The organism is Streptomyces beihaiensis, from assembly GCF_026274175.1.
GTDB classification, from domain to species: Bacteria; Actinomycetota; Actinomycetes; order Streptomycetales; family Streptomycetaceae; genus Streptomyces; species Streptomyces beihaiensis.
The window spans coordinates 1-15289 of sequence record NZ_JAPHNL010000060.1; the positions used below are offsets into that span (position 1 = coordinate 1).

General features: G+C 70.7%; 11 protein-coding genes. 5 read left to right on the forward strand and 6 right to left on the reverse strand.

The window, feature by feature from the left end:
* Window positions 1-352: 352 nt before the first annotated feature.
* Window positions 353-805 carry a MarR family winged helix-turn-helix transcriptional regulator gene (locus tag OFY01_RS07810; protein WP_266597667.1) on the reverse strand — a complete coding sequence of 151 codons (453 nt, stop codon included), beginning with the start codon at window positions 803-805 and terminating at the stop codon, window positions 353-355.
* A 116-nt stretch (window positions 806-921) separates the two neighbouring features.
* On the opposite strand from OFY01_RS07810, the gene OFY01_RS07815 reads away from it, so the two are divergent.
* Window positions 922-1845, forward strand: coding sequence for a quinone oxidoreductase family protein (locus OFY01_RS07815; RefSeq protein ID WP_266597668.1), 924 nt, complete (start codon window positions 922-924; stop codon window positions 1843-1845).
* A gap of 29 nt (window positions 1846-1874) precedes the next feature.
* On the opposite strand, the gene OFY01_RS07820 is transcribed toward OFY01_RS07815, so the two are convergent.
* Window positions 1875-2930: a bile acid:sodium symporter family protein gene (locus OFY01_RS07820; protein ID WP_266597669.1), complete on the reverse strand. Its 1056-nt coding sequence runs from the start codon at window positions 2928-2930 to the stop codon at window positions 1875-1877.
* Between the two features lie 125 nt (window positions 2931-3055).
* On the opposite strand from OFY01_RS07820, the gene OFY01_RS07825 reads away from it, so the two are divergent.
* From OFY01_RS07825 to OFY01_RS07835, 3 genes are all read left to right on the forward strand, one after another.
* Window positions 3056-3901 (forward strand): LysR substrate-binding domain-containing protein, encoded by an 846-nt coding sequence (locus OFY01_RS07825; protein ID WP_266597671.1) that lies wholly within the window; start codon window positions 3056-3058, stop codon window positions 3899-3901.
* A 447-nt stretch (window positions 3902-4348) separates the two neighbouring features.
* Window positions 4349-6175 carry an AMP-dependent synthetase/ligase gene (locus tag OFY01_RS07830; protein WP_266597673.1) on the forward strand — a complete coding sequence of 609 codons (1827 nt, stop codon included), beginning with the start codon at window positions 4349-4351 and terminating at the stop codon, window positions 6173-6175.
* Between the two features lie 47 nt (window positions 6176-6222).
* The gene (locus OFY01_RS07835; protein ID WP_323135487.1) at window positions 6223-7095 is read left to right on the forward strand and encodes an aldo/keto reductase; all 873 of its coding nucleotides are present in this window, start codon (window positions 6223-6225) and stop codon (window positions 7093-7095) included.
* Between the two features lie 22 nt (window positions 7096-7117).
* Here OFY01_RS07835 and OFY01_RS07840 read toward each other — a convergent pair whose 3' ends face one another.
* From OFY01_RS07840 to OFY01_RS07850, 3 genes are all read right to left on the reverse strand, one after another.
* Window positions 7118-8035 carry a class I SAM-dependent methyltransferase gene (locus tag OFY01_RS07840; protein WP_266597675.1) on the reverse strand — a complete coding sequence of 306 codons (918 nt, stop codon included), beginning with the start codon at window positions 8033-8035 and terminating at the stop codon, window positions 7118-7120.
* Window positions 8036-8235: 200 nt separating this feature from the next.
* Window positions 8236-9954 carry a glycoside hydrolase family 6 protein gene (locus OFY01_RS07845; protein WP_323135488.1) on the reverse strand — a complete coding sequence of 573 codons (1719 nt, stop codon included), beginning with the start codon at window positions 9952-9954 and terminating at the stop codon, window positions 8236-8238.
* A 109-nt stretch (window positions 9955-10063) separates the two neighbouring features.
* The gene (locus tag OFY01_RS07850) at window positions 10064-11569 is read right to left on the reverse strand and encodes a cellulase family glycosylhydrolase (protein WP_266597677.1); all 1506 of its coding nucleotides are present in this window, start codon (window positions 11567-11569) and stop codon (window positions 10064-10066) included.
* Between the two features lie 244 nt (window positions 11570-11813).
* Here OFY01_RS07850 and OFY01_RS07855 point away from each other — a divergent pair, with 244 nt between their 5' ends.
* Window positions 11814-14717: a glycoside hydrolase family 48 protein gene (locus OFY01_RS07855; RefSeq protein ID WP_266597680.1), complete on the forward strand. Its 2904-nt coding sequence runs from the start codon at window positions 11814-11816 to the stop codon at window positions 14715-14717.
* Window positions 14718-14805: 88 nt separating this feature from the next.
* Here OFY01_RS07855 and OFY01_RS32535 read toward each other — a convergent pair.
* On the reverse strand, window positions 14806-15289 hold a 484-nt coding region (locus OFY01_RS32535), incomplete at its 5' end, for a class I SAM-dependent methyltransferase (RefSeq protein WP_407700298.1).

Here is a 15289-nt window from a genome sequence, read left to right on the forward strand (position 1 = left end):
GCCGACGCGGGGGGCGCGCCCCCCGCGTCGGCCGGGCCCCGCATGCCGCTCAGAGGCCCGTGCACGCCCACCGCTTCAAAGGCCCGTGTACCCCCACCGCCCGGCGAGTTCGCGCAGCATCGGCGGCAAGTCCCGCGCAGCGGGCGCCGTAGTCGAGCATGGCCGGGTCCGAGTCGACTCGTCGGCGTGGTGCGGCGCGCGGTGAGGGACTCCGCGACGGCCGCGCTGTTGAGCAGGGCGCGCAGGGCGTGGAGCCGGAGCGGACCGGGGAGAGCAGGAAGACCGGGTCGGCGGCCAGAGGCGCGGCCGGGCGGACGGCCGGACGGCGCATCCCGCTCGCAGCCGCGCCACATCACCGCGCTTCGGCGGCGACGCCCGAGACGCGGCGCAGCATGTCGAGGAACTGGTCGCGTTCGGCGGCGGTGAGCGGCGCGAGCAGTTCGTCGTTGGCGGCGCGCGAGACCCGGGCGCAGGTCTCGACGAGCCGGGCGCCGGTTCCGGTGGCGGTGACGGCGTTCTTGCGGCGGTCGCGGGGGTCGGGGGTGCGCTCGACGAGACCGGCGGCCTGCAGGTCGTTGAGGACGCCGACCATGTCCTTGGGGTCGAGCCCGACGCCGCGTACGAGGTCGGCCTGGGCGACGGGCTGACGGTCGACGACGGCGCTGAGGACGACGTGGTGCCACATCTTCAGGCCGTGCTCGGCGAGGGCGGCGGCGACGAGGGCGCGGCCACGGGCGGCGGCTCGTCCGAGGAGCCAGCTGGGCAGGTCGCGGATGGTGCTGGGGGCGGTGGGCGGCGTGTCCATGCGGCCAGGATAGCCAAGTCCGTTGGACCTCCCAATGAAATACACCTATCGTTGGTGCCCCCAATGACCGCAGGCCCGGTCCCGCCGAGCCGACGAGCCGAAAGGCGGTGACGCCCGTGCGTCGTGTCCGGTACGAACGAGGCGGCGGCCCCGAGGTGCTGTTCCTGGAGGAAGCCCCGACCCCCGAGCCGGGGCCGGGCGACCTGCTCGTCCGCACCGAGGCGATCGGCGTCACCCTGCCCGTGGTCCGCAAGGTCCGCGAGGCCCGCGAGCCGATCGCGCTCGGCGGCGAGATCGCGGGCGAGGTGACCGCGCTCGGCGAGGGTGTCGGTGGGTACGCCGTCGGCGACCGGGTCACGGGCCTGACCTTCGGCCACGGCTACGCCGACTTCGCCGTGCTGCCCACCGCCATGGCCTCGCCCGTTCCGGACGGGGCGAGCGCGGTCGACGCGGTGGCGCTGGTGCGCAGCGGGCTCGTCGCGTACGGGGCGCTGCGGGCGGCGCGGCCACAGCCGGGCGAAACGGCGCTGGTGACGGCCGCGGCGAGCGGCGTGGGCCATCTCGCCCTGCAACTGGCCCGGCGGCAGGGCGCGGGACGGGTCGTGGCCGCGGTCTCCGACCCCACCAAGGACGCCTTCCTGCGCGGCCTGGGGGCCGACGCCGTGGTGACGTACGACCAGGAGTCCTGGGGCGAACCGGCGGACTACGTGCTGGACGCGGTCGGCGGCGAGCTGCTCACGCCCGCCGTCAGAGCCCTCGCCCCGCACGGTCGGCTCGTGGCGTACAGCTCGGGCGGCGGCACCGTGGAGGCGTACGACCTGCTGGTCGGCGCGAAGTCGGTGATCGGGTTCCAGATGGCGCTCATCGCTCGCGGCGCGCCCGAGACGTACGAGAAGTGGCGCACGGAACTGTGGGACCTGTTCCTGACGGGGGCCCTGAAACCGGTGGTGCACGAGGTCTTCGCCCTTGAGGAAGCGGCGCGGGCACATGCCGTGATCGAGCGGCGGGCCAATCTCGGAAAGGTGGTCATGACCCCCTGACGGGCGTGGCCCGACCGCTCAGGGCGGGGTCACCTGCCCGGGACGGCCGAAGCCGGTCCCGTGGCTGCCGGCGGACCTGGTGGGCGGGAGGCCGCGGCGGACAGGCCGGCGGGCGGCTCCTGCGGGTCGCGGGAGCGCCGCTTGGCGATGACCGCGCACACCATCAGCTGCATCTGGTGGAAGAGCATGAGCGGCAGCACCGCGAGCGAGGCGTGCGCGCCGAACAGGACGCTCGCCATCGGCAGACCGGAGGCGAGTGACTTCTTGGACCCGGCGAACTGGACGGCGATCCGGTCCTCGCGGCCGAAACCGAGCGCCTTGGCGCCGTACCAGGTCGCGACCAGCATCACGGCGAGCAGCACCGCCTCGACGGCCAGCAGTCCGGCCAGGCGGACCGCGCTCACCTGGTGCCAGATGCCCTGGACCATGCCCTCGCTGAAGGCCGTGTACACGACGAGCAGGATCGAGCCGCGGTCCACGTACCCGAGCACCTTCTTGTGCCGGGCGATGAAGCCGCCGATCCAGCGGCGCAGGAACTGCCCCGCGAGGAACGGCACGAGCAGTTGCAGCACGATCTTGACGAGCGAGTCCGCCGAGAAGCCGCCACCGCTGCCCAGCAGCGCGGCCGCGAGCAACGGCGTGAGGACGATTCCGGCGAGCGAGGAGAACGAACCCGCGCAGATCGCCGCCGGGACGTTGCCCCGCGCGATGGACGTGAACGCGATCGACGACTGGATGGTGGAGGGGACGAGCGTGAGGAAGAGCAGACCCTCGTAGAGGTTCTTCGGCAGCAGCACGGGCACGAGCCCACGCGCCGCCAGACCCAGCAGCGGGAAGACTACGAACGTACTGGCCAGGACCGTGACGTGGAGCCGCCAGTGGCGCAGCCCGTCCACCGCCTCACGGGTCGAAAGGCGCGCGCCGTAGAGGAAGAAGAGCACGGCGACGGCCCCCGTCGAGGCGCCGGAGGAGATGTCCGCGGCGGTGCCGCGCGCCGGGAGGAGGGCGGCGAGGCCCACGGTCCCGAGCAACGCCAGGATGTACGGGTCGATCGGCAGCCACGTCGGCCGGCTCAGGCGTTTCATCGGTTCCTTGCTCTCGGGTCGGGTCGTGCCCTCCCCATCGTCCACCCCCGCACCGTGATCGGGAATCCTGCATACCGTTCTGACTGTGATCGCCTCTCGTGATGGGCGGGTCTAGAGTCGGGATCATGTACGAGCCCGCACAGCTGAGGACGTTTCTCGCCGTCGCGCAGACGCTGAGCTTCACGCGGGCCGCGCGGCGCCTGGGGGTGCGGCAGTCCACGGTCAGCCAGCATGTGCGGCGCCTGGAGGACGCGGCCGGGCGGACACTGTTCACCCGGGACACGCACTCGGTGGAGCTGACCGAGGACGGCGAGGCGATGCTCGGGTTCGCGCGCCGCATCCTCGATGTCCACGAGCAGGCGACGGCGTTCTTCGCGGGGACGCGATTGCGCGGGCGGCTGCGGTTCGGGGCGTCCGAGGACTTCGTGCTCACCCGGCTGCCGGAGATCCTGGAGGCGTTCCGGGTCGGGCACCCGGAGGTCGATCTGGAACTGACCGTCGAACTGTCCGGGACGCTGCACGAGATGCTCGACGCGGGCGACCTCGACCTGGTGCTCGCCAAGCGGCGACCGCAGGATCCGCGCGGCGAGCCGGTGTGGCACGACCGGCTGGTGTGGATCGGCTCGGAGCGGCTGCGGATCGATCCGGAGCGGCCGGTGCCGCTGATCGTGTATCCGCCGCCGGGGATCTCCAGGGCCCTTGCCCTCGACGCGCTGGAGCGGCACGGGCGAGCGTGGCGGATCGCCTGCACCAGCGGCTCCCTGAACGGGCTGATCGCCGCGGCGCGGGCGGGCCTGGGCGTGATGGCCCACTCCCGCGGCCTCGTCCCACCGGGGCTCGTACGGGTACCGGAGCGGGCCGGGCTGCCGGAGCTGGGGGAGGTCGACTTCGTGCTGCGGGGAGCCGCGGGGCAGGGTCCCGCGCGGGTCCTCGCGGAGGCGATCTTGGCGGGTGGGGATCAGCTGCGGTAGACCCGTCGGCAGCGGACCCGCGCGGGCAGGCAGCGGGGCCGACGGCCTCGTCGCGCGGGGCGTTGACCCTCGTCTCAACTCCGCTTCGATTCTCGCCCGTTGTGTGGCGCTCGTCGCAGGTCTTCTGGTGTTCTGCCTGGTACGGTCCCCCAAGACGCCCGTTCCGGAACTGACCACTCCGCCCAAAGAAATGACCGCTGTGCGAAGGTGACCTCTTCGCACAGATTCGGTGGAGGCCCGTGAAGGCGCCCGGGAGATTACGCCACCGAAACTTACTGGAGCGTAAGTAATCTGTCCCGGCGCTTCCCTTGTGGCCGCATTTTCTCGGCTGACCAGTGCATATTCCGCATGTGTACCGCACACCCACGATGAGGGCGACCCCCTCCCGCCGGGGCGTGCGGTCCGGTACCGTCACCGACGCTGTGCGGAGCGCCACGAGGAGCAACTTTGCGCGAGTTCACCCACCCCCCCATGGCGTCGGCGCCGCCGGTGGGCGGCCTGGCCGACGCTGTGTTCGACCATGCTCTGGAGGACCCGTCGCACATCGCTCTCGGCCGCAAGGACAGCCAGGGGCAGTGGCGCGACGTGACCTCAGCCGACTTCCGAGACGAGGTTCTCGCCCTGGCCAAGGGCCTGCTCGCGGAAGGCATCAGATTCGGCGACCGGGTCGCCATCATGTCCCGTACCCGCTACGAATGGACCCTGTTCGACTTCGCGCTGTGGACCATCGGCGCGCAGGTGGTGCCGATCTATCCGACGTCGTCGGCCGAGCAGGTCTTCTGGATGCTCTACGACGCCGAGGTGTCGGCGGCGGTGGTCGAGCACGAGGACCACGCCATGACCATCGCCACGGTGATCAACCGGCTGCCGCAGCTCAGGCGGCTGTGGCAGCTGGACGGCGGCGCCGTCGCCGAGGTCACCGCGGCCGGCCGCCAGGTCGACGACGAGACGGTGCACCGGCACCGCCGCGCGGTCACCCCCGACTCCACCGCCACGATCATCTATACGTCGGGCACGACCGGCCGCCCCAAGGGCTGTGTCATCTCGCACGGCAACTTCATGTTCGAGGCCGACACGATGGTCGCCCGCTGGGAGCCCGTGTTCTCCTCCAAACGTGACCGCGTGCCCTCCACCCTGCTGTTCCTGCCGCTCGCGCACGTCTTCGGCCGGATGGTGGAGGTCGCGACGATCCGCGGCAGGGTCAAACTCGCCCACCAGCCACAGCTGAACGCGACCGCCCTGATACCGGACCTCCAGGCGTTCCGGCCGACGTTCATCCTCGCCGTCCCGTACATCTTCGAGAAGGTCTTCAACGCGGCCCGCCGCAAGGCGGAGAAGGACGGCAAGTCCGGCCCGTTCGAGAAGGCCGTGGAGTGCGCGGTGCGGTACGCGGACGCGCAGGAGGCCAAGGCATTCGGCACAGGACCGGGACCGTCCGCCTCGCTGCGCATGCAGCACTCGGTCTTCGACAAGCTCGTCTACTCCAAGGTGCGCGACGCGATGGGCGGCAGGGTCCGGCACGCGATGTCGGGCGGCAGCGGCATGGACCGGCGGCTCGGCCTGTTCTTCGCCGGGGCCGGCGTCACCGTCTACGAGGGGTACGGCCTGACCGAGTCGACCGCCGCCGCCACCGCCAACCCGCCCGAGCAGACCCGCTACGGCACGGTGGGCCGCGCCATTCCGGGCACCACGGTGCACATCGCGGACGACGGCGAGGTCTGGCTCTACGGTAGCAACGTTTTCCAGGGGTACCTCAACGACCCGAAGGCCACCGACGCGGCCCTCCACGACGGCTGGCTGGCCACCGGCGACCTCGGCTCCCTCGACGAGGACGGCTACCTCACCATCACCGGGCGCAAGAAGGAGATTCTGGTGACCTCCGGCGGCAAGAGCGTCGCGCCGCAGCAACTGGAGGAACGCGTCCGCGACCACCCGCTCGTCGCCCAGTGCATCGTCGTCGGCAACGACCGCCCCTACATCGCGGCCCTGGTCACCCTCGACTCCGAGGCCGTCGAGCACTGGCTCGGCATGCGCGGCAAGGCCCTGATGACCCCCGCCGAACTGGTGCGCGACCCGGACCTGGAGACGGAGGTGCGCCGCGCGGTCGTGGCCGCCAACACACTTGTCTCACAGGCGGAATCCATTCGTACGTTCCGCATACTCGCCCACCAGTTCTCCGAGGAGCACGGCCTGCTCACCCCGTCCCTCAAGCTCAAGCGGAAGGCGATCGAGACGGCGTACGCGGCCGAGGTCGAGGCGCTGTACCGGTCCTGAGCCGGCGACGTGCGTCAGGAATGCGCATGTGCCCGGCATCGTTGACCATGGGAGTACCAACCGGACGACTGAAGGAACATCACCTCGTGAGCAAGGTTCCCCCGATCATCCTGAACAACGGCATGGAGATGCCGCAGCTCGGATTCGGCGTGTGGCAGGTGCCGGACGACGAGGCCGAGAGGGCCGTGACGACGGCGCTTCAGGCCGGTTACCGGAGCATCGACACCGCCGCGGTCTACGGCAACGAAGAGGGCACCGGCAGGGCCATCGCCGCCTGCGGCCTGCCCCGCGAGGAGCTCTTCGTCACCACCAAACTGTGGAACGCGGACCAGGGCTACGACGCGACGCTGCGGGCCTTCGACGCCTCGCTCGACAAGCTCGGCCTCGACCACGTGGACCTGTACCTCATCCACTGGCCGCTGCCGTCCAGGAACCTGTACGTGGAGACGTACAGGGCCTTCGAGAAGATTCACGCGGACGGCCGCGCCAGGGCCATCGGTGTCTCCAACTTCCTGCCCGAGCACCTGGACCGGCTGACCGAGGAGACCTCGGTGATCCCGGCTGTCAACCAGATCGAGCTCCACCCGCACCTGCAGCAGCGGGCCTCCCGCGAGAAGCACGCCGAGTTGGGCATCGCCACGGAGGCGTGGTCACCGCTCGGCCAGGGCAAGGGGCTCCTCGAAGTGCCCGCGATCGTGGCCATCGCCCAGAAGCACGGCCGCACCCCGGCGCAGATCGTGCTGCGCTGGCACGTGCAGCAGGGCAATGTGGCGATCCCGAAGTCCGTGACGCCGTCGCGCATCGAGGAGAACATCGACGTGTTCAGCTTCGAACTCGACGCCGAGGACCTGGGCGCGATCAGCGCGCTCAACGAGAACCGCCGCCTCGGCCCGGACCCGGCGACGTTCGACGTGGCCTGAGCGGTGATCCGACGCGGGCCGGTCACTCGTCCTTGACGGCCGTGTGCACCGTGTGGGCCACCAGCAGGAACAGGTCGTCGCGCCGGTGCAGGCTCTCCGGGTCGTCGGGGTCGAGCAGCCGGTCCACCACGGCGGCGTCCTCGCCGGTCAGCTCCATCACCTCGCGGCGCTTGTGCCACAGCTCGACCACGTGTTCGCGGGCCGGCGCGTCCAGGGGCGCCGGGAGGTCGAGCAGGAACGTGCGGCTGCGCGCCCGCGCCAGGCCCGCTCCGGTGAGCAGCTTCGCCCAGTTCTCCGTGTCGTGCCTGGCGCCCGGCAGGTCGGCCCGCATCCGGGCGAACCAGTCCTCCTCCAGCGCGTCGAGCCGCGCCTGGAGTCCGGGCCTGCCCATCCCGAAGTCACGCGGCAGGCACCGTGCCGGAAGCCCGCCCTCGACGAGCGCGAGGGTGCCGCCGGGGGCGAGCCGCCCGGCGAGCGCCGCGACGGCGGCAGCCTGGTCGCCGACGTGGTGCAGCGAGCGCGCCGCCCAGATCAGGTCGGCGGACGGCAAGGCTTCCACGGCGTCCGGGAGTTCGACGCGCAGCGTGCTCACCCGGTCGCCGAGCCCGGCGGCCCCGGCCCGCTCGGCGGCCCGCGCGAGCAGTGCCTCCTCCGGGTCGGCGGCGACGATCCGCGCCTGCCCGAACGCCTCGGCGAGCAGCCCGGTGACGGCGCCGGGCCCGGCGCCCGCGTCGACGATCAGACCGGTGCCGCCCCCCGTACCGCCGTCCCGCGACGCGCGCAGCCAGTCCATCGCGTCGCGGTACATGGGCGCGTAGACCTCGGCGCCCCGCTCCAGCATCGGGATCATCTCGGCCCAGTCCATCCGGGTCCCGCCGTGGTCGTGTCCCTGTCCGTGGCTGTTCCCGTGGTGATGGTGGTGGTGGCCCTGTGCTGCCATGTGCGTGTTCGCCGCCTTCCGTGCCCGGTTCGGGATTTCCTCCAGGGTGGGCGGCGGGCCGGTCAGGGGCAAGCCACGTTGCCGGTTTCGCAAGGCCGGGCGGAGAACCGGGTGCGCGGGGAGCGGCCGTACGGGGTCCGCCGGGGCCCGGGGCGGGGCGACGCCCCGGATCTCCCCGGCCCCGGCGGATCACACCGCTTCTATGACAGCGGCGGGTAGGCGTTCTTCATCAGCTGCTGGAACTGGGCGGAGAACCAGTGCCCGGCCAGCGGGGCGTCGGGAAGGGCCCCTGACATGTGGTTGTTGTTGCGCACGTTCCCGGTGTACGTCGGGTCGCACATGCGGTCGAAGCCCTTGCCCTCGTCGTTGGCGATGGCCTTGCTGGCGCCGTCGGACTCGCCCGGCGGCTTCATCCACACGTACGCGTCGATGCCCGCGGCGGGCGATGCCTGCGGGCGTTCGCCGAGTCCGGCGCCGGCCTGGTTGCACCAGTTGCCGATGTCGATGCGCCGGTCGTAGCGGCCGCCGTCCACGTACGCGTCCACGCTGGTGGTCGGGCCGGGGCCGGTGGGCCGGGCGGCGCCGCCCCAGCCGTTGCGGGAGGTGTCGATGAGCATGCCGATGTCGCTGTTGAAGCCGACCGAGACCAGTTCCTTCCGCATGGCCTGGGCGTAGGAGAGTTCGTCGGTGTAGCGGTTCCAGTCGATCCACTTGGACTGGCGCACCGACGTGCCGTTGACGGTGTCGTCGATGGAGAAGTTGTTCTCCTTCAGGGCGCTGTAGTTGGCGGTGTTGGTGATGAAGCCCTGGACGTCGTCGACGGTGGCGCCTTCGGCGGTCGCGGCCTGCTTGAACACCTGGGCGGACGCGTCGAAGTTGTTGTCCCAGCCGAGCCAGCCGTGGTGACCGGCGTCCACGTAGTTGTAGACGTTGGGGATCGCGCCGAGCTTGTGCAGCGCGTATCCGACGCCCTTGATGTAGTTGCCGTTGGCCTTCATGGTGTCGCACGCGGCGGTGGCGGTCGCCCTGCTGCCGGTGTTGGTGACGAGGTTGGGCAGTGAGTCGAGCTCGACGGTGGTGACGATCCGCAGGTTGGCGTACTTGCTGTCGGAGAGGATCGAGGCGATCGGGTCGATGAAGTCGCTCTCGTACTTGCCGATATCGTCGGGGCCGAGTTCGCCGTTGGAGGCGAGGGCGGCGCAGTCCCGTCCCGGCAGGTCGTAGATGACCAACTGGACCAGGTCGGCGCCCTGTTGGAGGGCGGCGTCGAGGTGGTCGCGCAGACCCATCTTGCCGTCCGCGCCGTTGATCGCGGCGATGCGGTCGAGCCAGACGCCGGTCGGCTCGTTCGACACGCGGTCGCCGCCCGGCTCGGCGGCGGCGTGGGCCGACCACTCCGGGTTGACGTAGACCTTGGCGCCCTCGTACGGGTTGTCGACGCGTGTGCCGGAACCCGTCGAGCCGCCGCCACCGCCCGGCGGGGGCGTGGTGTCCTCGTTGCAGGTGACGCCGTTCAGCTTGAACGTGGCGGGCACGGTGTTGGTGCCGCTGAACGTGCCGTTGAAGCCGAAGGAGACCGTGCCGCCGGTGGCGAGGGCGGCGTTGTACGTCTCGTTCTCAGCGGTGACGTCGGCGCCGGACTGGGAGATCTGGGCGTTCCAGCCGCTGGACACCTTCTGGTCGCCGGAGAAGGACCAGGTGAGGTTCCAGCCGCTCAGCGCGGCGCTGTTGTTGGTGATGGTGACGGCGGTGGTGAAGCCGCCGTCCCACTGGTTCTGAATGGTGTAGTCGACGCTGCAGGCCGTCGCGGCGGGCGTCATGTCGGCGGGCATCGCGGCCGCGGTGCCGACGCAGGCGGCGCCGGTGAGGGCGAGGGCCGCGAAGGCGGCGGTTCCGGCTCTTGTTCTGATGCGGCTCATGGTGTGGGGCGTCCCTTTCTGTGGGATTGTCTTCCGGTATCCGGTCGGTCGGGCGGTCGGGCGGTCGGGCGGTCGGGCGGTCGGGAGGGCGAAAGCCGGGTGGTTCGGCTCAGCCGTTCAGGGCGCGCAGATGGTCGCGGAGCCCGGCTCCGTAGGCCGTGGGCGTGCCGTCGTAGTCGGTGATCAGGGACGGCCCCGAGGAGCAGTCCCAGGTGTTCCAGGTCCAGCCGAGGTACGACAGGTGCCGGTCGTCGAACCACTTCATGACCTGGTCGATGAACCCGTGCGAGCAGGTGTTCTCGCCGATCTCCCCGGCCACGACCGGCACTTGGGCGGCGACAGGGGCGACCTGGCTGTTCCAGCAGCTCGCGTCGGCGCAGGAGTTGAAGTTGTAGACGTGGAACGCCGCGGCGAGATTGCCGGCCGGGTCGTCCGGCTCGTGGGCGAGCCACTGGCTCAGGTCGTTGGAGTAGGCGAGGCCGCCCGCGAGGATCAGGTTGCGGGCGCCGGCGCCGCGCACGGCGTCCACGAGGTCCTGCATGCCGGCGACCTGGTAGCCGATGCCGGGGCACGTGCCGCCGTCGCGCCAACAGGTCCAGGCATCGGCCGCGTCGGAGGTGGCACGGTCGGGGTACGGCTCGTTGAAGAGGTCGAAGGCGACGGCGGGATCGTCCTTGTAGGCGGTGGCGACCGACGACCAGAAGGACGGCGCGTACTGGGCGTCGGGCATGGGTTTCTGACAGGTGGCGTGGACGTCGGAGCAGCCCGCCGAGTTGCCGGTGTACTGGCCGTGGGACCAGTGCAGGTCGAGGATGGGGGTCATGCCGTGCGCCTCGACCTTGCTCACCAGGTCCTTGACGGCCGCCTGGTAGTTGGCGCCCGCGTAGGCGGGTTTGACGTTGTCCAGGCCGAGCCAGCACTCCTCGTTGAGGGGGATGCGGACCGCGTTGGCCTTCCAGTCGGCGATGGCCTGGACCGAGGCGTCGTCGACGGGACCGTCGAAGAAGCCGTAGCCCTGGACGCACATGAACTCGCCGCCGGAGCGGTTCACGCCGAGGATGCGGTGCGCGGTGCCGGTCGCGGCGTCGACCAGTTGGTTTCCGGACACCTTCAGGGCCGGAGCGGTGCCGCCTCCGGTGCCCGGCGGCGGGCTGGTCGGCGTGGGGGTGGGATCGGTGCCGTTGACCGCGCAGGCCGCCCCGTTGAGCTCGAACGAGGTGGGCACGGTGTTGGCGCCGGACCACGAGGCGATGAAGCCGGCGGACACGCTGGCGCCGGTGGCGAGCGCGCCGTTCCACGACTCGCCGGCCGCGGTGACCGTGGTGCCGGACTGGGTCCATGTGGCGGACCAGCCCTGCGTGACCTTCTGGCCGTCGGCGAAGTCGAAGGTCAGTCGCCACCTGTCCGTCGGGGCACCGTTGTTGGTGAGCTTCACGGCTCCCTGGAAGCCTCCGTCCCACTGCGAGGAGACCGTGTACTGCACCGAGCAGGCGGCGGTGGCCGCCGACGCGGACGTGGACGCGAGCGCGTCGGCGGCCAGGGGGAAGAGCGCGGCCGCTGAGACGGCGCACGCCGTGAGCAGAGCGGGTTTCGCAAGGTGCGGGGGGTGTCGCATGAGCGACTCCTCACAGCTCGGGCGCGACCGGCGGGGGGCCGGTGCGCCGACTGATGGAATCGCTCCCACTGGTGTGAGTGGACTGTAGGGAAGGAGTCGACGACAAGCAACAGAGGCGTTCCGATTTTCTACTGTCGAATTAATTCGACTCTTCAAGTCTCTTGACCAACAATTACCCCGCTCGCACTCTGGGAGCGCTCCCACTGGTTCACATGTTGACTCACCCGCAAGGAGGAACCAGGGCATGTCCAAGAGACCCGCCAGGCGGCTGTGGACCGTGCTGGCGGCCATCCTGGCACTACCGCTCGCCACTCTGACAGCACTGCCGACCACCGCTCACGCGGCGGGCGTCCAGTGCAGCGTCGACTACACGACCAACGACTGGGGCACCGGCTTCACGGCGAATCTGACGATCACCAACCGCGGCAGCGCGGAGATCGACGGCTGGACCCTCACCTACGACTACGGCGGTGACCAGAAACTGACGAACGGCTGGAATGCGACCTGGTCGCAATCCGGAAAGACCATCACCGCGAAAAGCCTCGACTACAACGCGAAGATCGCAGCGGGCGCCGCCACCACGGCCGGCGCCCAATTCACCTACAGTGGCTCGAATTCAACGCCCACGGATTTCGCGATCAACGGCACCTCCTGCGCGGGCGCCCATCAGCCCCCGGTCACGGTGCTCACCAGTCCCAAGGCCGGGGCGGTCTACACGGCCGGTGACACGGTGCCGCTGGCGGCGACCGCGGCGGCCGCCGACGGGGCGAGTATCGAGAAGGTCGAGTTCTACGACGACACGACCCTGCTGGGCACCGACACCTCCGCGCCGTTCACGCTCGACACCAACGCCCTGGCGACCGGGACGCACTCCCTCTACGCCAAGGCGTACGACAGCGACGGCGCGTCCGGCGAGTCGACCCCGGTCGGGGTCACCGTCGCCGCGGGCCCCGCCGTGGTCGCCAGCCCCTCCGAACTCGCCGTACAGCAAGGCAAGTCGGGCACGTTCGGCGTGAAGCTCTCGACGCAGCCCGCGGCCGATGTGACGGTCCTTGTGGCCCGCACCGGAGGCAACACGGGGCTGACGGTGTCGGACGGTTCGAGCCTCACGTTCACTCCGTCGAACTGGGACACGGCGCAGACGGTGACGGTGGCCGCCGACTCCTCCGGCACCGGCGCCGCCACCTTCACGGCCACGGCCCCCGGACAGACCAAGGCCACGGTCACCGTCACGGAGCTGGCCGCCACCAAGGCGTACGACGCCCGGTTCCTCTCCCTCTACGGCAAGATCACCGACCCCGCCAACGGCTACTTCTCGCCGCAGGGCATTCCGTACCACTCGGTGGAGACACTGATGGTCGAGGCGCCCGACTACGGCCACGAGACGACCTCGGAGACGTACAGCTACCTGCTGTGGCTCCAGGCCATGTACGGGAAGGTCAGCGGCGACTGGTCGAAGTTCAACGGCGCGTGGGACCTCATGGAGAAGTACATGATCCCCACGCACGCGGACCAGCCGACGAACTCGTTCTACAACCCCTCGAAACCGGCGACGTACGCTCCCGAGGAGGATCTGCCGTCCCAGTACCCGGCGAAGCTCGACACGTCGGTCACGGTCGGCTCCGACCCGCTGGCGGCCGAGCTGAAGAGCGCCTACGGCACGGACGACGTGTACGGCATGCACTGGCTGGAGGACACCGACAACATCTACGGCTACGGCAACGCGCCGGGCAGCTGCGAGGCGGGCCCGACCGCCGCTGGGCCGTCCTACATCAACACGTTCCAGCGCGGCCCGCAGGAATCGGTGTGGGAGACGATCCCGCAGCCGACCTGTGACAAGTTCAAGTACGGTGGCCCCAACGGATACTTGGACCTGTTCACCGGTGACTCCTCGTACGCGAAGCAGTGGAAGTTCACGGACGCCCCGGACGCCGACGCGCGGGCCGTGCAGGCCGCGTACTGGGCGGACACCTGGGCCAAACAGCAGGGCAAGGGCTCCGCCGTGTCGGCCACGGTCGCCAAGGCGGCGAAGATGGGCGACTACCTGCGGTACGCGATGTACGACAAGTACTTCAAGAAGATCGGCGATTGCGTGGGCCCGGCGACCTGCGCGGCCGGTACCGGCAAGGACGCCTCGCACTACCTGCTGTCCTGGTACTACGCGTGGGGCGGCGCCACCGACACCTCGGCGGGCTGGTCCTGGCGGATCGGGTCGAGCCATGTGCACAGCGGCTACCAGAACCCGCTCGCCGCGTACGCGCTGTCCTCGTACGCCGACCTGAAGCCCAAGTCGGCGACCGGGCAGGCGGACTGGGCGAAGTCGCTCGGCCGACAGCTGGAGTTCTACCGCTGGCTCCAGTCCGACGAGGGCGCCATCGCGGGCGGCGCGACCAACAGCTGGAAGGGCCGTTACGCCCAGCCCCCGGCCGGCACGCCGACCTTCTACGGCATGTACTACGACGAGGCGCCCGTCTACCACGACCCGCCGTCCAACCAGTGGTTCGGCTTCCAGGCGTGGACGATGGAGCGGGTCGCCGAGTACTACCACCAGACGGGGAACGCCGACGCGAAGGCACTCCTCGACAAGTGGGTCGGCTGGGCACTGTCCCAGACGACCATCAACCCGGACGGCACGTTCCGCATCCCCTCGACCCTGTCGTGGTCGGGCGCGCCGGACACCTGGAACCCGTCAAGTCCCGGCGCCAACACGGGGCTCCACGTCACGGTGACCGACTACACGGACGACGTGGGCGTGGCCGCCGCGTACGCCAAGACACTGACGTACTACGGCGCCAAGTCCGGTGACACACGGGCCAAGTCGACGGCGAAGGCGCTGCTCGACGGCATGTGGGCCAACGACCAGGACTCGCTGGGCATCGCGGTGCCCGAGAAGCGGACCGACTACAGCCGCTTCGGTGACCCGGTCTACGTGCCGAGCGGCTGGACCGGCACCATGCCGAACGGCGACAAGATCGACTCCTCGTCGACCTTCATCTCGCTGCGCTCCTTCTACAAGAACGACCCCAACTGGTCGAAGATCGCCGACTACTTGGCCGGCGGCGCGGCTCCGACCTTCACCTATCACCGGTTCTGGGCCCAGGCGGACGTCGCGCTCGCCATGGGCGCGTACGCGGAGCTGCTGGAGTAACGCCCCGCCTTCAGCGGCTCTGTGCAAGACGGGCCGGGCGGGCCCCCAGGACGGGCCCGCCCGGTCCGTCGACCATGTCGCGGCCGGGTCAGGGACGGTCCGGCCGGCCAGGCCGGACTCGGCCGACCGTGCCGATCGGTGCCGCTGAGCGGAGTCTGGTGCACTCCGTTCCCCCCAGCTCTTCAGGAGCCGGTCGCAGCGCGGTCCGACGCCGGGGAAGTCGGCAACCGGCGACAACGCCGCAGACCGGCGTGGACGACCCCGCGGCCCCGGCACGATCCGCCGGACAGCCCCTGACCGATGGGCGCCGCCCGGAACGGCAGCGGCGTGCCTCCACGACGACCGGCTCCGCGTCGTCGCGGAGGCGGAGCGGCCAGACCGCGGTGACCACGTCGAACGTGCCGTCGGCGAACGGCAGTCGGCACGCGTCGCCCCGCGCCACGGCCCCACCCGGGCGCGACCCGGCGGCCCTCAGCCTCCCGTCGGCCAGGTCGACGCCGACGGGGCGCGGGCCGGAGGTGGGCGAGTCAGCGCGTGACGCTGCCGGTGCCGCAGGCCAGGTCGGGCAGCGC